General features: G+C 43.8%; 20 protein-coding genes and 1 pseudogene. 15 read left to right on the forward strand and 6 right to left on the reverse strand.

Going from position 1 to position 20317, the window contains the following annotated elements; all coding sequences use genetic code 11:
• Nucleotides 1-16: 16 nt before the first annotated feature.
• Nucleotides 17-637: a thiol:disulfide interchange protein DsbA/DsbL gene (locus QTN94_RS02355; RefSeq protein ID WP_331416559.1), complete on the reverse strand. Its 621-nt coding sequence runs from the start codon at nt 635-637 to the stop codon at nt 17-19.
• A gap of 285 nt (nt 638-922) precedes the next feature.
• Between QTN94_RS02355 and QTN94_RS02360 the strand changes: the two genes are divergently transcribed.
• On the forward strand, nt 923-1540 hold the full coding sequence (locus tag QTN94_RS02360; RefSeq protein WP_331426723.1) for an OmpA family protein: 618 nt from the start codon (nt 923-925) through the stop codon (nt 1538-1540).
• A 179-nt stretch (nt 1541-1719) separates the two neighbouring features.
• Here QTN94_RS02360 and QTN94_RS02365 read toward each other — a convergent pair whose 3' ends face one another.
• Nucleotides 1720-1965 (reverse strand): YgjV family protein, encoded by a 246-nt coding sequence (locus QTN94_RS02365; RefSeq protein ID WP_138970979.1) that lies wholly within the window; start codon nt 1963-1965, stop codon nt 1720-1722.
• A gap of 302 nt (nt 1966-2267) precedes the next feature.
• On the reverse strand, nt 2268-2585 hold the full coding sequence (locus QTN94_RS02370) for a DUF496 family protein (protein ID WP_138970980.1): 318 nt from the start codon (nt 2583-2585) through the stop codon (nt 2268-2270).
• 187 nt (nt 2586-2772) lie between these two features.
• On the opposite strand from QTN94_RS02370, the gene QTN94_RS02375 reads away from it, so the two are divergent.
• The 6 genes from QTN94_RS02375 (at nt 2773) to luxQ (ending at nt 8997) form a co-directional block, all read left to right on the forward strand.
• Nucleotides 2773-2967: a hypothetical protein gene (locus QTN94_RS02375; protein WP_138970981.1), complete on the forward strand. Its 195-nt coding sequence runs from the start codon at nt 2773-2775 to the stop codon at nt 2965-2967.
• A 34-nt stretch (nt 2968-3001) separates the two neighbouring features.
• A complete protein-coding gene (locus QTN94_RS02380; protein WP_331416562.1) occupies nt 3002-3652 on the forward strand; it encodes a YceH family protein in 651 nt (216 codons plus the stop codon).
• On the forward strand, nt 3652-3966 hold the full coding sequence (locus QTN94_RS02385; RefSeq protein ID WP_331426725.1) for a GIY-YIG nuclease family protein: 315 nt from the start codon (nt 3652-3654) through the stop codon (nt 3964-3966). The genes QTN94_RS02380 and QTN94_RS02385 overlap by 1 nt, the downstream gene beginning before the upstream one ends.
• 75 nt (nt 3967-4041) lie before the next feature.
• Nucleotides 4042-5199, forward strand: coding sequence for a conjugal transfer protein TraF (locus tag QTN94_RS02390; protein ID WP_331426806.1), 1158 nt, complete (start codon nt 4042-4044; stop codon nt 5197-5199).
• Between the two features lie 148 nt (nt 5200-5347).
• Nucleotides 5348-6445 (forward strand): autoinducer 2-binding periplasmic protein LuxP, encoded by a 1098-nt coding sequence (locus tag QTN94_RS02395; protein ID WP_331426726.1) that lies wholly within the window; start codon nt 5348-5350, stop codon nt 6443-6445.
• A complete protein-coding gene (luxQ, locus tag QTN94_RS02400; RefSeq protein WP_331426728.1) occupies nt 6445-8997 on the forward strand; it encodes a quorum-sensing autoinducer 2 sensor kinase/phosphatase LuxQ in 2553 nt (850 codons plus the stop codon). The genes QTN94_RS02395 and luxQ overlap by 1 nt, the downstream gene beginning before the upstream one ends.
• Nucleotides 8998-9030: 33 nt before the next feature.
• Here luxQ and QTN94_RS02405 read toward each other — a convergent pair whose 3' ends face one another.
• From QTN94_RS02405 to yccS, 3 genes are all read right to left on the reverse strand, one after another.
• The gene (locus QTN94_RS02405; protein WP_331416565.1) at nt 9031-10290 is read right to left on the reverse strand and encodes a hydroxymethylglutaryl-CoA reductase; all 1260 of its coding nucleotides are present in this window, start codon (nt 10288-10290) and stop codon (nt 9031-9033) included.
• Nucleotides 10291-10384: 94 nt separating this feature from the next.
• A complete protein-coding gene (locus QTN94_RS02410) occupies nt 10385-10660 on the reverse strand; it encodes a hypothetical protein (RefSeq protein ID WP_331426731.1) in 276 nt (91 codons plus the stop codon).
• A 205-nt stretch (nt 10661-10865) separates the two neighbouring features.
• Nucleotides 10866-13037, reverse strand: coding sequence for a YccS family putative transporter (yccS, locus tag QTN94_RS02415; protein ID WP_331426733.1), 2172 nt, complete (start codon nt 13035-13037; stop codon nt 10866-10868).
• A 257-nt stretch (nt 13038-13294) separates the two neighbouring features.
• On the opposite strand from yccS, the gene helD reads away from it, so the two are divergent.
• The 8 genes and pseudogenes from helD to QTN94_RS02455 all read left to right on the forward strand — a co-directional run bounded on the left by helD (nt 13295) and on the right by QTN94_RS02455 (nt 20302).
• On the forward strand, nt 13295-15361 hold the full coding sequence (helD, locus tag QTN94_RS02420; protein ID WP_331416568.1) for a DNA helicase IV: 2067 nt from the start codon (nt 13295-13297) through the stop codon (nt 15359-15361).
• A gap of 11 nt (nt 15362-15372) precedes the next feature.
• Nucleotides 15373-15601 (forward strand): annotated as a pseudogene (gene cutA / locus QTN94_RS02425) (divalent cation tolerance protein CutA).
• 603 nt (nt 15602-16204) lie between these two features.
• Entirely contained in the window at nt 16205-16417 is a 213-nt protein-coding gene (locus QTN94_RS02430; protein ID WP_331416569.1) for an integrase core domain-containing protein, read from the forward strand.
• A 223-nt stretch (nt 16418-16640) separates the two neighbouring features.
• The gene (locus tag QTN94_RS02435; RefSeq protein ID WP_331416570.1) at nt 16641-17051 is read left to right on the forward strand and encodes a DUF350 domain-containing protein; all 411 of its coding nucleotides are present in this window, start codon (nt 16641-16643) and stop codon (nt 17049-17051) included.
• Between the two features lie 11 nt (nt 17052-17062).
• Nucleotides 17063-18001: a DUF1190 domain-containing protein gene (locus QTN94_RS02440; protein WP_331416571.1), complete on the forward strand. Its 939-nt coding sequence runs from the start codon at nt 17063-17065 to the stop codon at nt 17999-18001.
• Nucleotides 18002-18018: 17 nt separating this feature from the next.
• Nucleotides 18019-19185, forward strand: a complete 1167-nt coding sequence (locus QTN94_RS02445; RefSeq protein ID WP_331416572.1) for a glutathionylspermidine synthase family protein — start codon at nt 18019-18021, stop codon at nt 19183-19185.
• Between the two features lie 13 nt (nt 19186-19198).
• Nucleotides 19199-19594, forward strand: coding sequence for a DUF2170 family protein (locus QTN94_RS02450; RefSeq protein WP_331416573.1), 396 nt, complete (start codon nt 19199-19201; stop codon nt 19592-19594).
• 18 nt (nt 19595-19612) lie between these two features.
• A complete protein-coding gene (locus QTN94_RS02455; protein WP_331416574.1) occupies nt 19613-20302 on the forward strand; it encodes a PspA/IM30 family protein in 690 nt (229 codons plus the stop codon).
• Nucleotides 20303-20317: the final 15 nt, after the last annotated feature.

Genomic DNA, 20317 nt, shown 5'->3' on the forward strand with positions numbered 1-20317 from the left:
GTTTCTTTCCGTAGAATTAAGGTTGTTGAAGCAAGAAGTTAATGGTTTCAGCAATGCTTGCCACATCTTGGTGACCGCTGGTTATAACTTGATATTTACCATTAACAATGAAAGTAGGGACGGCGTTGATCTGACCTTGGGTTGTGATGTCATCAGCGACTTGCATTGCAGCAAACAATTGTTTTTGTTGCTGTTCATCAAAGTCATAAGGACTGGTTAACCCACGGCTATGGAAGACTTGGTCGAGGGCGTTCTTCTTATCTGTAAGTGTTGCACCATCTCCCATTTGAGTTGCAGCAAACATCTCGTTCATCATCTCATGATCGGGTTTTTTGCCTAATTGCATTTCAGCCGCGTAGTAGATCATTGCACCAATTTGTGCGCTCTCATTAAACGTTACGTGAACTTTACCGACCGACTGACCAGTGAGTTTCTCAATGGTTGGCATCTCATTTTCCATCTGGCGGCAATGACCGCAGTTGAGTGAAAATACCTCGGTAACTGGTGGCAAACGAAATGTCGCTAAGTTGACTGGAAGTTGTTCATACTGCTTTCCTTCCACGGGACCAGAATTTTCGCTGCAGCCGACTAGAAGTGCAGAAAGAGCAATAAAAGCAAAGGTTGCGAGTTTTTTCATGATGATATCTCGAATCGTGACGGTGTCGAAATTGATGAGTGACACCAGCGCGATATCTATGTGAGTTAAAAAGTAGGATGATTTTACTGATTCAAATTGAGAAGCGAAACCATTCGATGACAGAATTGGGTGAATAAAGTATTTCTAACGATGAATAATGCGCTCCCTGCATTCAGCTGTTTATATAATTGTAAATATCGAGATAAAAATTGTCTGAAAAGGGCTAAAGATTATTCATTTTTGCCGATACAGATTATGTAGCGTAACGGAACTCACGGTGGACTCATGAAGCAAATTATATTACCCCTTATTCTCCTAGTGTCAGGCTGTAGCAGCATGACGGACGAGATGGCATTTTGGGATGATAACTTGTTGGACAGCGCGCCAAAGTCGGATTTTGATGTTCGCTACCCTGAGTGGGGCTCACAGCCTGTTATGTCAACTTCTGGAGTTCGCGGTCCAATGGGGCAACAACGCACTCAGAGCTATAGTGATTTACAGAACTTCCTGGTCAGCAATGGTATCGATTACGAAATATTGACGGGTAATCATGTTATGGTGCGTCTTAAAGACACGATAAAATTCAATACAGGCTCGTCTCGAGTCGCATCTGATTCAAAATATTGGCTGGATATGATGGGAAGCTACTTGGCAACACAACCGAGTATCGACATTGTTATTGACGGGCATGCTGATAGCACAGGTGCGCCAAGCTTTAATGACAGCTTGTCAATGAAGCGAGCAAATGCAGTCAAACAGCAGCTTGTTAGTAACAGGGTCGCGATGGATTCAATTTACACTCGTGGCTATGGTGAATATGTGCCCGCATGTAGTAACAGAACTAAAGAAGGTAAAGCGTGTAATCGCCGTGTTGAAGTGCTGTTTATTGTTTCAACTAACTGATTAAACTTGTTAATTTGGATCAGTTTATGGAAATCCGTTCTAAGTATTTGGATAAAATTGACAGTCGAGAGCTGATTGCAAGCTGATGCTAATAGGCACTTATAGCGGCGAAACGTTAGTAAATAAAAAGCCCTTGATGATAAAACATCAAGGGCTTTTTCAAATCTTTCTACAGTCGGCTAGGCTGCGCTTTTAACAGCGTCGCTTTTTTTTTCGCTTTGCATCTTCGCTAGGAAGTAGACGTTAACGCAGGCAATGAAACCGTTTGTTACTACTACTGGCCATGCATCAATCATCAAACCGTATGCAGTGAACAGCGCACAGCCGATGAAATTAAGGACACGAAGGCGCACGATGTCTTTCATTGTTAGTGAAATAGCAACCATGATAGACGCTGCGTAACCTAAAATTTCAACCATATCCATAATTTGACCCTCTTAATTTTTGCCGAACGTTGTCGGTACCAATTCTTCTCTTCTTGAGATAAGTGAGGAAGCTCCATGCCTCGAATGGTCTAAATGATTAACTGAGATGAAATATAACAGGGCTAAATGTGTGATGGAAGCCCCAAAAAAGGGAACGGAGAAGGTTAGCGATTACGCAAACGTTTTACGCATTTTCGTCAAAAGTGATAACCAAAGTTGTTGGTTGATAATGGGAAATACCTTACAAAGAAAAAGCCTGCACAGGGTGTGCAGGCTTGGCTAATTTGGCGACTAGCCGTTGGCTACTTTTTCTTACCTTGAATGATTTTGTCTTCTTCAGTCAGTTCGCGGATACGGCGGCTAATGTCACGACGCTCTTTCGAGATTTCAGCGCTTTTGATGATATGGTCATCAACGCGATCTTCGTAGTCCGCTTTCATGTTCTTAATGATACCAACGATTTCTTCGTTGCTCATATCTGCCTTGATGTAGTCAAGTAGGTTTTCTAGAAGATCTACACGCTTACGGTTGTCACGAACTTTCTTTTCGTTATCAATAAGCTCGCGTTTTAGCTTATTTTTTCGACGTGCTTGAGCTACGATTTCAAATACACCACTCATAGGTCCCTTTCCTAATATTTTGAAAAACTGTCAATGATTAAATCATAACATCTAGTGGGTTAACAGTCCTAAGATCAATCATTACAGTGTGCTGACGGTTTTATCGCCAATCTATCGGCAGACGATTGAGCCTGCTTGTGGTTCGATATATGATTTCCATATTCTGTGGCAAGGTACGATGTAATAAATGCGCACGTCCGAAATTATTATGCCTAGTGAGACAATAGAGCCATCGCCAGGGCGGGCTAGTCGATTAGTCAAAGCATATAAGCATGAACGCACTCGGCAAGAGGTGACAGAGATCGAGCTCAACCGAAGTAAAATAGTGATGATCGATGAGAACGGAAAAATAAGAAAAGTTCCTATCCTCGCTGAGCACTAGAAGAGCGTTTGCAACAACATTGTAAGGAAAAGGTATGAATATAGAGCTATCCCCAGTAGAAACTCGTGTGATCGGATGCCTGATCGAAAAAGAGGTCACAACACCGGACTACTACCCATTGACATTGAACAGCCTGACGACTGCTTGTAACCAAAAAAGCAATCGCGAGCCTGTTATGTCACTGACTGATGTTGAAGTTCAACAAGCTGTGGATGGCCTTATCGCACGCCGTTTAGTCAGTGATGAAAGTGGCTTCAATAGCCGTGCGAGTAAGTTTCAACACCGTTTTTGCAATACAGAATTTGGTGACCTTAAACTGACCAAACAGGAAAAAGGGATTGTATGCTGTATGCTTCTACGCGGTGCACAAACGCCAGGTGAGATCAGAACCCGTACCAACCGTCTTGCAGACTTTGCTGATGTTAAAGAGGTAGAGGCCGTTTTGGATAGTATGGCTGCGCGCGAAGATGGAGCGTTAGTGGTTAAGCTTCCGCGTGAGGCAGGCAAGCGTGAATCACGCTATATGCACCTATTTAGTGGTGAAGTTGACGTTGAGTCATTAGCCGCAACCGCTCAGTCACCAGCCGTGAATAATGATCGAATTAGCCAGCTAGAGTTAGAAGTTCAAGAACTGAGATCAGAAGTCGCAGAGTTGAAGGCTCTGGTTGAACAGCTTTGTGCCTAATGAGCTCATTGCTCACCCCCTCTTTAAAATTACATTCGGATTGGTATGTTTACTTAATCCGAATGTCTAACAATGCCCTTTATTGTGGTATCACAACCGACCTTGAGCGTAGGTTTCGGCAACATTGCAATGGAACCGGAGCAAAAGCACTTAAAGGTAAAGGTCCTCTCAAGCTCGAATGGCACCAATACATAGGCACTTCGAGAAGCGAAGCCTCAAAAATAGAATGCCGAATCAAGCAGTTATCTAAAGCGAAAAAAGAACAAATTGTTTCAGGTGAATATGTGATAGAACGATGTATTGATAACGCATAAATTATTCGTTATTCCTACAAAATTCCCCAGATGTATTAATCTTGTTTATGACTAATGAAAAAGGTTGATATGGATATGAATCAATTAGGTAAAATATCTTTGGCAGTGGGCTCAATCATTTGGGCTTGTACCGCTCAAGCGGCAACGGTCTCTCCTGATGGCAGAGGCAATGGTATGGGGAATACAGGGGTGACCAGTGCTGATTATGTGTTGGCTCCGTTCTATAACCCGGCTTTAGCCGCCGTTTACCGCGATAGTGATGACTTTGGTTTACTGGTGCCCGCAATAGGGGCGACAGTGAGAGACACTGAGGAATCATTAGATACGATAGATAGCCTTCAAGATACGATTAAAGCGTTTGAAGCATCGGGGAGTCCAGATGCGACAACATCAGCAAAGTTAAATAGCTATCTTACACAGCTAGCGGATGATAAACCGCTTGCGGTAAGCGTGGGGGTGGGTATCGCCGTCGCACTCCCTATCAGCACGCTTTCAGCTAACATCTTTACGCGCGGCTATGCGGAGATCGTCGCGACACCCGAAATCGCGGCCAATAGTGGTGATACTCCAGCAGCAGTAGAAGCGCGTTACAATAACTCCAACGTCGATATGATTGCCTTTGGTTATACTGAGTTTGGTGTTGCTCTGGCGAAACGTATGGCCATCCAAGGTCAGGATGTTGCTTTGGGTATCACGCCAAAGTACCAACAACTGCGTACCTACAAGCAAAGCCTTTCTGTTGAGAGTTTCGATATCAGTGACTATGACAAAAGTGAAACCAACGAGAACTATTTCAACTTAGATCTTGGTGGGGTTTGGTTTTATGACCAATACCGATTTGGTGTGGCGGTGAAAGACCTGTTTTCTAAAGAGATCAATACGTTAGATGTTAGCGGTGTCAGTACTTATAAGCTCAACACACAGGTGACGGTTTCTGGGTCTTATAGCATGGACTATTTTGTTGCGACGGTAGACTGGGATCTAACCAAACAGAAACGTTTCACCGATCTTAACGACGACACCCAATTTTTACGTTTTGGTGTTGAAGGAAATGCATTTGGCTGGGCGCAGCTCCGTGCGGGTTACCAGGTGGATATTCAAGATACTTTGGATAACTCCTTCACTGCGGGGATTGGTATCAGTCCAGGAGATCTTGTCAGTCTCGACTTTGCTGGTAGCTATGCAGGAGACAACCAATTTGGTCTGTCGGGCAATTTGTCTTTTACGTTCTAGACACTATACGGCATAATGAAAAACCGAGTAAAATTAATGGCTTGAAGGCTAATAATTGAGCTCGGTTTCATTGATAATAATGAATTATAATTGAAATATAACGATTCAAATTATTATGCTCAGCTAGCTAGTCAAAAGAGAAAATGGCATGTGTAAGTATAAACTTCTTTCTTTATTCGCTTTGTATTCAGCAACTTCAATGGCTCACACTACGCAGGTTCTAAACGGCTATTGGCAATACGATGAATATCTCGATTCGCATCCTCTGCAACGACAATTGACGGACGCATTGAGCGAAGAAGTTCGCCGTTATCCCGTTCCTCTCGCAGTCAAGCAAGTAAAGCCAATTTCAATTTCTGTGGTTTATCCCGGGCAGCAGATTTCAGATTACTGGATTCGAAACATCAAAGCGTTTGAAATGCGATTAGAAAACCTGGGCATCAGATACAGTATTAATCAAGTATTTACTCGTCCAAATATCGATGTTAGACAACAGAGCTTGTCGCTGCTTGAAGCAATCCAAAATAAATCCGACTACCTGATTTTTACTCTCGATACCACACGCCATAAAAAGTTTATTGAGCATGTGCTGAGTTCAACAGATACCAAATTGATTCTACAAAATATTACCACTCCGGTAAGAGCTTGGGATAAACAGCAGCCCTTCATGTATGTGGGATTTGACCATATAAAAGGGACTCGCGTGATACAAGAATACTACAAGTCAGTCATCCCCAAAGAGAGTCGCTATTCCGTGCTCTATTTCTCGGAAGGTTACGTGAGTGATGCACGCGGAGATACTTTCATCGAAGAGATGAGCCATCATGACAGTTACCAATTATCCTCTTCTTTCTATACCAAAGCGACACGAGAGTCTGGGTACCTTGCTGCGAAATCAGCATTAGAGAAGGATAAAAATCTAGATTTCATCTATGCATGTTCGACCGATGTCGCTTTGGGAGCCGCCGATGCGCTTAAAGACTTAAAGCGCAATGATATCATGCTGAATGGTTGGGGTGGGGGAACCGCTGAATTGGAAGCCATTGCCAACGGTCAACTGCAAGTGACGGCGATGCGCATGAATGATGATACCGGAATCGCGATGGCAGAAGCGATTAAGTGGGATCTCGAAGGAAGAAGTGTGCCACATACATATTCCGGTGATTTTGAGCTTGTGACGAGCAATGATAGCCCAAGCAAGATCGAGAAGCTCAAGCAGCGAGCATTTAGGTATTCTGATCAATAATGGCAAGATTATTCGGACAGGCTGGTAAGAGCCGATTAGCCACGTTATTAACCAACTCGATCTTTCTTGTTATTGGTGGGCTAATTGTGGTTATGGTTTTGCAAAACTACCAGGTTAACCGAGATGTTGTATCGCAAGAGGTTGCTCGTACTAAGCAGCAAACGCAGAGCTTGGTTCAGGAAATTTTTAACTTTCGAGTCAAGTCGATTGAGATACAACAAGATAGCTATAGCCGAAATCCGGTCTTGCTAGAAGGTTTGGTAAGTAAAGATGCTCAATCCCTCGATCTATTCTTCAATAGTATGGATCAGCTTTCTCCAGACATTACACCTGACTTTCGCTACATTATGAGTCATGACCAACTTATTTGGGATGACGCGAATTTTGAGTTCTATGGAATTTCAACGCAGCAGTTGCTGCATATTACACAAGATGTGACTACGGGTTTTGATTGGCATATTTCGCAGACCCCTTCAGTGATGGGAATGAGATACCTTATGTTAAGGCGTTCCTCTATTGTCGATTTAGAGTCTGGGGAAGTGGTCGGGAATCTTTTCGTTGGTATTGTTCTTAACAACAATTTCTCGATTGTTTATGCACTTGCTCAAGGCAGTAATGCGGATCAGGTGCTGTTAGCGGTAGATTCTGAGGTGATTTCGGCGAGTGACAAGGATGGCGACGATAAACAAAATCAATGGTTAGCGCAATCGCCTGACGAGCTTGATTCGAGCGGTTTTACTGTTTCTAGAACGGATCTCACCATTAATAACGTGCCGACTTTTCTCTCAATTTATACGGTTCAGGATAACGAACACATTGTCCATTTTGTTCGGAGTTATTATGTTTGGTTGGCGATCACGGCTGGATTGATCATCTGTATCGCCATCTACACTCGAATCTGGCTCGGTAAAAGAGTCTCAAAAGAGTTACGTTCTTTGATGACCTATACAGATGCTTCGATTCAGGAACAAAAGCTTATCGAATTTGAAGGGTCGTCTATTCAAGAGTTTCATCAAATAGGCCAGTCATTTCAACGTTCATTTAAACGACTTAATGATCAAGAAAAGCAGTTTGCTGATTTGTTTAACTTCTCTTTGTCACCTGTGACGTTATGGAACGTTGAAGGTGAGTTAGAGCGCTTTAACCCGTCGGCTGAAAGGTGTTTTCGTACCCATGGCGCGCAAGATCAACTGATTTCCAGCTTGAAGCCGCACATTATGATGTGTGCTCAAGGTGCAACCCTGACAGGCATCAACACCGCTATTGCCAACAAAACCTTTCGTTGGAACTTATCTCCTATTATGAGAGACAACAGCGTCTCGCAGATCATGGCGCAAGGTCAGGATATCACCAGCTTCATTGAAGCAGAAAAGCAGAGTCAAGCTGCACGTGAAGAAGCAGAAGAGTCAGCGCGCATGAGGGCGGACTTCCTCGCTAAAATGAGCCATGAGTTACGGACACCGCTCAACGGTATTCTTGGTGTATCCCAGTTACTCAAAGATAAAATGGTTGACCAAAGAGGCATAGAGCACATTGAAGTTCTATGCAACAGTGGTGAGCACCTATTGGCGGTATTGAACGACATACTCGATTTTTCAAAGATAGAGCAGGGGCAGTTCCATATCGAAAGCGCGCCTTTCCGCTTGGCTGAGCTGACAACAACGGTAGAAAGAATCTTCAAGCCGTTACTGGATAAAAAAGAGGTCGCCTTCGACGTTGTAAATAAGATCCCTCAAGACCGATGGGCACACAGTGATCAGGTACGTCTCAATCAGATTATTTTTAATCTGGTTAGCAACGCAGTCAAGTTTACTCATTATGGCAGTGTCCGAGTCGAATTAGACTGTGAACAGACTGACTCTGGGTGTTTACTCAAATTAGAGGTATCGGATACTGGGATCGGGATTGATCAACTGCGCATAGCGCATATATTCGAACCTTTTGTACAAGCAGAATCAAACACGACGCGTGAGTATGGTGGCAGCGGCCTAGGTTTGGCGATTGTGCAAAGTCTTGTCACCATTATGGACGGAGATATTCAGCTAGAGAGTGAAGTCGATGTTGGGACGAAGCTTATCGTTAAAATACCGCTAAAAGTCGGTAGCAATGAGTTGATCAATGTAGAGAAAAGCGCCCTTGCTGAAGAACCCTCAACCTTGTTCCCTGAGTCACTGCATGTTTTGCTGGTGGAAGACAACAACACCAACGCTTTTATCGCGAAAGCATTTTGTGAAAAATATGGAATGACGGTTTCATGGGTTAAAGATGGTGTTCATGCAATTGAATTTTTGCGCTTAGATCCCAGTGTGGCTATGGTCCTAATGGACAATCAGCTCCCCAATCTTGGCGGTATCGAAGCGACGGAGATCATTCGTAAGGACTTAAAGCTTACTGTGCCTATTTACGCATGTACGGCCGATGGCACGCAGGAAACCAAGCAAGCCTTTCTAGCGGTTGGGGCAAACTACGTGATAGTTAAACCGATTAAAGAAATCGCGCTAAACAAAGCATTCATTCACTTCAAAGAGAACTACTACGCGAAAGTGAAATAGTATTGGGCAGCGGATAAAACGCTGCCCAGCTGTTTATCGCGCCAGTTTTTGGTGCGCACGAGAAAAATGATCGGCACAAAAAGCGCCAACGATCGAGAGTTCTCCCGCTAAGCAAAGACAGGCCGCGACCTCCGCCAAGGACTTTGCTTTCCCAGCACCATATAGCCCCATTATATCGAGGCACGCTTTCTGTGTCGGTAAGCCAGTACCACCGCCAACAGTACCTACCATCAGATTAGGTAGCGTAACGCTAGCGTGAAGTACTCCATCCTTATTGAGCAACATGCGCGTAATGCCAATCGCCGATTCAGCGACGCACGCGGCGTCCTGCCCGCAAGCAATATAGAGTGCGGCGAGGGCATTTGCATAGTGAGCATTGACGCCAATACCACCACTTAGTGCTGCACCTGTGGTGGTGACTTGTCCGAAGCGGACCATTTTTTCTGGGGTAGTATGAAGGTACTTTTCTACCAACGCTTTATCTAAATGAACCTCAGCGGTCACCTTTTTACCACGAACATGGCGTAGCGTATTGGCGTTAGGCTTCTTGTCTCCAGAGAGATTACCATCCAGAAATGCTTCCGTTGGCGGGACTGGGGAGTGAGTCAAAATGTAGTGATACACTTCGTTCGTTGCAATCGTGACCATGTTTTGGCCAGAAGCATCGCCAGTATGAAACTCAAAAACCAGATAGACTTGGCTTGCTTCGATATTGACATTGATATCGTGAAGCTTACCGTGCGAGGTTGTGGACTCCGCGACGCGTTTGAATTGATCGTATTGTGTCACAACCCATGCGACAAACTGGCCGGCATTGGCAAGTGAATCAAAACAAAATACAGGCGTGCGAGTGACCCCTTCATTGAGTAACATTGCACTTGCACCGCCAGCTGCTGTGATCAATTGAGCGCCTCTATTGTAGGACGCAACTAAAGCCGCTTCCGTGGTCGCAAGTGGGATCAGGAAATCGTCATTCGCATAAAGGCCGTTAACACGAAGTGGCCCAGCAATGCCCACCGGTACTTTAACGGTGCCAATAAAGTGCTCAATGTTTTTATTGTATAGCTCAGCATTAGCTTGGGTCTGCTCGTCAAGTAACACTGATTGTTCAGTAAGGCTAGCGAGTTTGCTCCATCTTTTTTCGAGCGTTTTATCCGAAATATACGGACTGGGTGTCAGTCTTGTTTTTGGACGTTCAAAATGGGGGCTGAGTTTTTGTTCTAATGTGAGGTTATGTTGCTCTGGCTGGAGGAAGTGGTGGTCTTTTAGTCGAGATAAATTCAGTTTGGGCATTGCAAATTAAAACGGGAAATTTGTCTGCATTCTACCCGATAGACTCGGGAACTCAATGGTTGCTTAATGTATTGCTACAATTTACTTCATTTCGTCAGACGTGAATATCAAGCAGAGTACCAATCATCTCTTGGTCACGCTGCAATACGTTGGTGCCTATTCTGCTGTATTGTTCGGCACTAGTGAGTTTGGTGAGAGGTTCAAAATCAGAAGCTGGCGCTTTGAATTCGACTTTGTTGAACTCGTAGCCGTCTTTGTTTGAGATGGATTGTAATTGCTGGTTTTGTTGGATTTCAAGCGCAGCGTCTTCGGCCATCTTCGACGACATATCAATGATTTGATAACCGGCTTGTACAGAAGATACTGGCATAAACACCTCCGCTTAATTAAAGCTTAAGGGATGATTGAAATTACAGCAAGTTGTGCTAAGAAAAAAGGCTCGAAATCAGTGACAGTTCTTCGTCAGTGACTAAGGTTTCGTCACATGAATCCAGTTTGCTATTGATCTCACCTCGCAATGTACGTAATTGCTGAGGTGACAGTGAAGAGCAAGGGCTCTTCATTAAGATGAGGTTTTATACAGAATGGGCAGGTTGTGCCACACGGACTGCAAATTTACTCGCGAGTGAATGAAGCTCCGGCAACATTCGGTAAATGAGATGGAGTTGTTGCAGAACCATGCGTACTGAACCATCGTCTTCTTCGCGCCATTCGGATAAGCGTTGTTCTAAGGCAGGGTCATCGATATCGCTGGTATCACAGTTATCACAATGCTGATTAAGCTGGGTGAACAGCACCTCCAAATGCTGGTGAATGACTCTATGAGCATCAAGGATCAGTTTATGCGTTTGATCATCGGCAATTTGGGTTCGGTGCGCACCTAATGCAGAGATATAGCTGAGTAGGGCGTGGTTTAGAGTCAAGAAGCGATAGCTCTCATCCACCGCAGCAAGATAGCGACCGGGCTCTGCTAACATAGTGCTGATAGCGGTGGTTAACGTCGCATCTTGATTGTGTGCGTGACGGCGAGAAATGCGATAGTTGAGACTGTCTTTTTTACCAATCCTATATTGGCCGATAATTTGCGCCAGATAATTTTTATTAGCCGCTATCGCCTCTGCCATCACTTTGTGCAGACGTTTCGATTGCCAGTCGGGTAAGATTAATGCCACAGCAGCAACGGCGAGAGCACATCCGATTAACGTATCGGCAAGTCGTGGCAATACTACCGCGTATCCTTCTCCAAGTTGATTAAAGCAGAATAAGACAAGCACAGTGATAAAGCCGGTTGCGTAGCCGTAGTTAGCCAGACGAAATGCGAAGAATGCCACGCCGGATATCACTACGAAGACCAACTGACTTTCTTGTGAAGGGAAGAAGGTCAGCAGCGGTACACCGATGAATAGACCTGCAAACGTACCTAAAACCCTTGCGACAAGCTTTTGTCGTGTTGCGCTGTAGTTTGGCTGACAAACGAATAGGGTAGTCAACAAAATCCAATAACCCCGTTCAATATCGAATAATTGAATGATGCCATAACCAATAGTTAATGAAAGCGACATTCGCACCGCATGGCGAAACAGCATTGAGTCCTGAGTAAAATTGGCACTGATCCGCTGCCACATTGCTTTGAGTGTATGTGCTTCAGTGTCATCAAGAGCATCTTCTTCAAGTCTGTTCGCATCAGGGTTGTTCACATTACTAAGCTGTTTCTCTACCGTGGCAAGGTTATTAAATAGGTAGCCAAGCTGCGAGAGTAAAGAACGCCATTGTGGGTTTTGATGAGACTGCAAATAGCTAAGGGAGTTTTGCAACTCATCAAGTGCCATGACGGACTGGTTATCATGTTGATATTCCTTGCCTAAACGTATTGCGTTGGCAATTTCTCGACATGATTTAGCTTGGGTCTCTAACAAATGTTTAAACCGGAATAAAACGTCAGAACGTTCAAAATGGACAGCCAATTCTTGATAACGGTAGTGTGTTGAACTGATCCGTTCATGGATGTCTTGGGCTAGGAAGTAAATGTTGAGAAATCTATCACTGGTTGCATCCACGTGACCGCGCTTTGAACGGCTTAAAAAAGTCGCTTTGCAAGAGTTGAGCGCATTGACCGTGGCGGCATTCAAACGCGCTTCTTCCAATCGATAAGGTTGTGGCGTTAGATTTGATACCGGATGAAAGAGCTGACTTTTCGAATCAAGGTAATTGGCGAGCTGAATAAACACATTGGCCAAGCTTTGTTGAACGGGCTGAAGTGGCCATAGGGCGTGCCAAATCATAGACATCAGATAGTACCAAGCCGCACCTGAGAGCAGCATAAGTGGCTGGAACCAAATATTCGTACTTTGATGAGCACCTAGCATGGCGTAAATAGCAATCAGTAAAGAGCCAAACGCGATACTGGCGTAACGTGGGCCGATAGCCCCCAAAATAATAAAGCCAAAGGTTGAGGTAAATAGACCAATGGCAAACAACCACGGTGTATTAAACAACAACTCTATAGAAAACGCGGCGACGGCAAAACAAACCAGCGTCAAACTCTGTGATTTGAGACGTCCAGTGAAACTGTCGTCACTTTCGGCTAACGCTGCGGCAATCACACCCAGTATCAATGGGATGATCTGTTCATTGAGCTGCAAGTACCAGGCAGGTACGACCACGCCAAGAAGGGTGACGAGAATGAGCAGGCTATAATTGATGGTTTTATTTGCCCAATAGTGGCGTAGCTGACTAAATAAATTCACTTGCAGAAATCTGTAGGTCATAAGTGCGTTGAGAATAACAAGATCTATATGGTAACGAGCTGATCCAAATAAAGATACTAGATACTTTGGCTAACATTTTGTCCATTATCGATCTTGACTAACTCTGGTTGTTCGAAAACGAACGCTGTACTAGGGTAAAACCAGTGCTGTCACTCAATATTTTTAGCGTAAATCTGTCAAAAGAGAAATCAATTCAGTTATGATGATTGCAATGGAATCAGAAGGCCTACATCGAAATGCAGCTAACCGCTAACAAGACTGCACAGTTTTTTATCCAACGCGAATACTATCAAGTTGAATTAGAATCCGATGCGTTGATCCTCAGTTCAGAAACCAGCGAAGAACACATTCCGTTTAATGTATGGAGTGGTCAGGTTCAAGTCAAAAATGGCCTGTTTTGGGGAGGGCTACTTTTCTTTGCATATAGCAATGAAGGCGAAAGGCAAGCTTGGCTAGTACAGGGTCTACCGCTTGATAAGTGCCGAGACTTCGCGCGCCTTGCCATCGCACGCTACCAAAAATGGCACCAAAATCAGTGCCAACAGCTATTTATACACTTACCCAAATGGGAACAGGCCATTGAGCAGTTTCATCGTCAACCTGCTTTTCTTACCCATTCGTCAGTAAAACAATGGCAGGACTCCGTTAGTGCGGATTTCGCTCAGATGAATATGAATCTTGAAGATGCATTACTGAGAATGCCCGAACGCATGCGTAAGATTGAGCCTTGGATTAGTGATTCCGATCAGAAGCTAAAACACCGTAACGAGCTTTGGATGGAGAATGAGCTAGAAAATTGGCAAGTGCTCTTTTCGCAAATTGAGTCCTCACCATTGAATCTGAGTCAAAAGCGTGCGGTTTTGCTTAACGATAACAATAACCTCATTCTCGCAGGGGCGGGTTCCGGTAAAACCAGTGTATTGACAGCACGTGTTGCCTATCTGTTGCAAAGTCACATTGCTCGTCCGGAAGAAATTCTCTTGCTCGCGTTTGGGGGTGATGCCGCTGATGAAATGAGCCAACGCCTCAATGATAAAGTTGGATTAAGTGCAGAACGTGTCAAGGTCAGTACTTTCCATCAGTTAGGGTTGCATATACTCAATCAAGTCGAGAGCGAGCTTGTCACGATTTCTCCGTTGGCGATCGATGACAATCAACGTAAGAGCTGGTGTATTGATTGGCTCAAAAAACACTGGATGACACCAACCAACTTTAAACGTTGGCAAAAACATCTTTCGAAGTGGCCAATCGCATACTTAGCTGGTGACGATGAACTGGGAAGCCATGTTGAGAATCCGAAGCTTATCGCATGGCTAGAACAGCAGTTGTCTCAGCTCGCATTGATGGAGTGTGGAAAGAAAGAACTTCAACAGTTATTGGTTGAGCACCCTGAATACACGCGTTTAAACAGTGAGTTATCTTTGGTATGGCCATGCTACCAAGCCTGGAATCAACAGCTTAAAGAGCAGGGACATATCGACTTTAACCTTATGATCTCCAAAGCGACCCAACATGTCGTCAAAGGCAAGTTTCGATCGCCGTGGCGTTACATTATGATTGATGAGTATCAGGATATTTCTCCTCAGCGTTTAGCACTGATTGAGGCGCTTTGCCAACAAGAAGAGCATAGTGACTGCATACTGTTTGCTGTCGGCGACGACTGGCAATCCATTTATCAATTTGCAGGTTCAGATGTTGATCTTACTACTGGGTTCGCCAAGCGCTTTCCAAACTCAACGATTCATCATCTTGATACTACTTATCGCTTTAATGACAAGATCGGCGAAGTGGCGAATCGATTTGTGCAGCAAAACCCTACCCAGATTCCTAAGGTGCTCAATAGTCATAAAGAGCAAAAATCGAAAGCGGTGACGCTGATTCCTGCCGGAAATGTGGAAAAAGTGCTCGATCAATTGAACAGGAATGCGAAATCGATTCAGAGTGTATTGATATTGGGCCGTAACCATTACCACAAACCTGAGCTATTACGTGATTGGCAGAGAAATTTTGGATTACTCTCAATTGAGTTTATGACTTGTCATGCCAGTAAGGGCAAAGAGGCGGACTTTGTTATAGTTGTGGGGGTCGATGAAGGGCAGTTCCCTGCCCGTGTCAAAGCACTGCACATTAATGGAGCCTTGACCCAGTCTGAAGATAGCTTCCCTTATGCCGAAGAGCGACGTCTGTTTTATGTCGCCTTAACTCGAGCGAAAAAGAAAGTCTGGGTAGCACATACAGGTTCAGGTTCTTGTTTTGTCAAAGAACTCTGTGAGCAAGATTATCCAGTCATCGTACAGAAGTAAGGAAATCACCAGTGAGCGGTCAGTATTGCATTACGTTAACCACAACAGATAGCGATGAAAGCGCGCAATTGATCATTAATTCAGTGTTGAATAAGGGATTGGCAGCGTGCATTCAGACGATGCCAATCCACAGTCATTATGTTTGGAAAGGGGAAGTCTGTTCCGCAAATCGTCCAAATCCCATTTGTAGAGGGCTATAACCCTTATTTGGCTTGGTTAGAAGAGAACACACGCTGTTGAAGTAAGGCACTATCCCCTTGAGAGCCTAAGAATGCGATGCCTTCGTCTCCTCCAGCGAAGGCTGATGCGCTAGCAGCTTTTGAAGTACTGGGTCATATTGCAGAGTTTGAAAGCCGGATGCTAAGCAAGTCGACATAACTCACTGATAGTTTGACGGAAATTGTGTGCGTTGAGTCATAATCATATCGGAAGTGATATAAATTTCTAAGCTAAAATATCTTTTTATGATATAATTTTGCCCAATTTTTAAACATCGGTATATGTGTTGTTGCAGTGCAATTCTGCCTACCTTATCGTTTCTAGTTCCCCCTCTGGCAGGATTGTTGTCACTGTTAAAATTTAACCAGTTTGGGTGGTAATGAGTGAGTTTTGAATCGCATTCCAACAGAAAGAAAAAAAGCCATATTGAAGAAGCTACTACCTCCTTATTCAATGTCTGTAAGCCAAGTAGCAAAAAGGTATTAGCACAGCAACCTTGTATCATTGGAGGCAGCAACTTAGACACTTTTATCCACGATGCCAAGCAAAGTGGCTGCCGTCTAGAGTACGCTTGCCATGAAGTTCAAATTGATTTGAGAGCGTATAGACGCTGGTATAAGCAAGGTGAAATACAGGCTGACCAAAGACCGACCTGCGTCAGGCCAGAGCCTGCAAGCAAAAGGCTTTAAACAACTGGTTGCTAGTCGCAGTCGGGTTGAGGCGTTCGTACGCTGGTATAACACCGAGCATAAACACAGTAAGTTAAATTACGTCACGCCATCAGAGCGTCACAATGGAAAAGATAGCGAGATTTTAAGACGTCGTTCTGATGTGTAGTCGATAGCAAGAGAACGACACCCTGCGCGTTGGTCAGGCAAAATTAGGAACTGTGAACCCGTTGGTGAGGTTCATCTAAATCCAGAAAGAGAAGCCGCTTAATAAGTAAGCGAATGATGACAACTATCTTGAAAAACGCCGATTATTTGAAAATTAATTTTTTTGCCCCAAGACTATTGTTCTTGGTTCATTCCACACGTCTAAAACAAGAGGAAATGACTACATGGAATATATCAATCTGCCGGCACTAGGTAACTTTGCGGCGTATTTTAGCACAGGACTAGCTTTCTTACTTATCTTTAAGTACATCGTTCTTGCCATCACTCCCTATGACGAGTGGAAACTAATCAAAGAAGAGAAGAATGTCGCAGCTGCAGTTGCATTAGGTGGCTCTTTAATCGGTTTTTGTATCGCTCTGTTCGGTGTGCTGCAAAACGCTGTGAACTACTATGATTTCGCTATCTGGGCTGTGGTAGCTCTTACAACACAAGTTATCTCTATCAAAATTGTCAGATTCGTTTTTATGCCTAAGTTTGTTCAGCGTATCGAAGATAACCAGGTAGGTGCAGCTGTCGTAGCAGCATCAATGTACATTGCTGTTGGTCTTCTAAACGCCGGCGCCATGACATACTAAGAGGTATAGCTGTGAAAAAAACTCAAGGTAAAGTAAATATTCATAGGCACTTGATTGGTGATCGCAAGTCTATCGTCATGTTCCTTGGATTGGGGGCTGTTGCTACGCTAACAGGCTGTGATACTAAAGAAGATCCTTACTACGCTTTTACAAACATGGATACATGCGAAAAGCAACTGCCGGGCCAGTGTGAAGCAGCGTACAAACTTGCTGAAAAAGAAGCAAAGCGTACTGCACTAAAGTTCATGGTTGAGTCGGAATGTAGTCGAGACTTCGGTCGCAATATCTGTCTTCAAGACGATCAGGGCGCTTGGTATCCAAAAATGGCTGGTTTCATCACTCACAAAGATGAAAACGTCGATTTCACGCACCCATTCTTCACAACGTTTAACCATACGCAAAGTTTATATGGGAAAGCATTCATGGCCAACGGTCGAGAAATAACCGACTTACGTGATATGAATGGTCTGAACCTGTCTCTTGAAGGTTCCTACGCAAAACCATTACCAGATTCCAAGCTGGATGTGGCATCTATCTCAGTTGCTCCAACGTCAGGTTCATCAACCGACGTTACTGATGAAACAAAAGGTGGTTCTAATGGTTCAGGTGCTTCAGTAGCTAATAGCCTGATTGCGGGATACTTGTTGTCAGAAGCATTAGATGAAACTGGCGACTATTTGTCCGAGCGTGAGCGAACTAAGCGATATCAGCAATGCTTAAAGTCAGGACGTAACGACTGTAACAGTTACACAGTTACATCGGGTACTGGGCGAATTGGAAATGTGAATAGTAATGCTGCTTACAAGACAAACACCAAACCATCACTACTAAGCACAACCGCCAAAACCAATAACCCTAGTACTACCTACAAGAGTAGCCCAACCAAAACATCAAAGTCATCTGGTGGCTTTGGTAGCTCGGGTCGTTCTTTTGGTGGTTTCGGCGGTTAAATAATTCAGGAATGCTCATGCTGCAACAAGACATTGAACCTCGCGAGGGTTGGGAAAATCGCTTACTTGAGCTCGGTTTTGACTTCTATGAGGTTTCATCAAAGCATCCTTACTGGTGCGAAAATCGATACTTTCAACTAAACCGCGCCCAAATTGATCATATTGATAAGGTTACTGAAGAACTACATGAGTTAGCTATCAAAGCGGTGGCTCACGTTTTTGATAATGACTTATTACATTTGTTCGGGTTACCAGAAAAGCACTATGATTTGCTTCGAAAATCTTGGGCTACTGATAAATCCTATTTGTATGGTCGATTTGACTTCGCTTGGGATGGTAAAGGTGAGCCGAAGATGTTGGAGTACAATGGGCAGACACCAACATCCTTGTTTGAACTGTCTGTTGCGGCATGGGACTGGATGAAGCAATCAGTAGAAGCAGGGAAAATTCCTCGCCATGCTGATCAATTTAACCTACTGGACGAACGTATCATCACTCAGTTTGCTTACCTGCGTGAAGCAAAAGGCGTTGAGTCGATGATCTTACATTTTGCCTGTGATGAGACATCATCAGAAGATAGAAGAACTGTCACCTATTTAGCTCAGTGTGCTCAAGAGGTGGGTTTTGAAACTGTAATTGTTGATATAAATGAGATTCAGTTGTCAGTTGATAACCAATTCTTAGACCAAAACTCAAAACAGATTTTCAATTTATTTTCACTGTACCCATACGAATTTGCACTTCTAGATCCGTATGGGGATTATATAGAAGAAAGTGGCTGTAAGTTTATCGAACCACTTTGGAAAGTGTTACTTAGTTCTAAAGCTTTGCTTCCTATCATGTGGAAACTCAACCCAGGGCATCCTAATTTGTTGGAGTGTTACTTCTCAAATGAAAAGGAAGTTGCATTAATCGAGAACAAAGTAACCAAGCCAATCTACTCTCGAGAAGGAGCGAACATCGAAATTGAGCTCCAAGGTGAGACTGTAGAAGGTACGACAGGGAACTACGGTGCAGAAGGCTTTATTACTCAAGAATTTGCTCCGTTAGCTGAATTTAAGAACGGTCGGGTCGTAATTGGATCTTGGGTAATCGGTAAAACAGGGTGCGGTATTTCTTTCCGTGAATCAGATAAACTAATCACAAACGACGTGGCACGATTTGTACCACATATCATTGTTTAACAAGGATATAGACATGTCTTTACAAAACATCAAAGCGCATTTAGAAGCTTCAGATCATAACTGGACTATTGGTGAAATTGAAGGAGGCTTGACCATTACCAATGGCGACGGTATTCCGGCTCATCTTGTTCTTACAGAAAACCAGATGATCATTGAAACCATTCTTTTTAAAGAGTCAGAAATCAAAGATGTGGCTCAATTCGACGACTTGATGATGCAAGCACAGAAGGGCTTACCACTAACATCGGTTGGTAAGTCAGAGATCGAAGGCACAAAATACTATGTTGCGTTTGGAGCGTTGTCATCTAGCTCAATCCTTGATAATGTAGAACTTGAGCTCGTTATGCTATTCCAGAACGTTACTGAAATTCTCCATTCTTCTAGCGATTTTCTACGAGAAACTAAGTAACCAAAAGGAAGGTAAATAATGAGTATTTTTTCACGATTAGTAGCTGGTTTTGTCGGTAAAGCAGAAGCGAAAGCTGAAGCAGTAGCAGATAAAAATGCAATTCCCGAGCTTGAGCACTATATCCGCCAAGCAGAAGGTGAAATTCAGAAGTTTGACCAAAATATCAATGAAGTGCGCGGACAACGCAAACAACATGAAAAGACGGTCCATGATCTGGAAGCCAAAATTACCGGTTACAAAGCAGATGCGCAGCAATTTGCCAACAATGACAACCAAGAACTTGCTTTGGAAGTGGCTCAAGAAATCCTTAAGCTTCAACCTCAGCTAGAAACTGCTAAGTCACGCGTTGAACAGACTAAGAAGACAGAAGATAACCTGATTTCGACTGTTCAAGGTCTGAAAGAGCGTATTGTTGCAATGAAAGAAGAAATCGATTCGATCCGTTCAACAGAGCAGCTCCAAAAGGCTCAAGCTGCAACGTTGAATGCGACAACTGGCCTTGATTCAAAATCTAAGACAGCTTTAGATGCCTTTGAGCGTATCAAAGCTCGTCAAGAGAAGAACGGTCACATGCTTGATGCAGCACAAGAGCGCGCAGCGGAAGCTAGTGCACCATCAGGTTTGGACGCTCGAATCGCAGCAGAAAAAGCAGGCCCATCTCAAGATGCTCAAGCACTTTTAGATAGCCTGACAAAGAAAGACAGTTAACATAACGTCTACAAG

Source organism: Vibrio sp. M250220, assembly GCF_036533795.1.
Classification (GTDB): Bacteria; Pseudomonadota; Gammaproteobacteria; order Enterobacterales; family Vibrionaceae; genus Vibrio.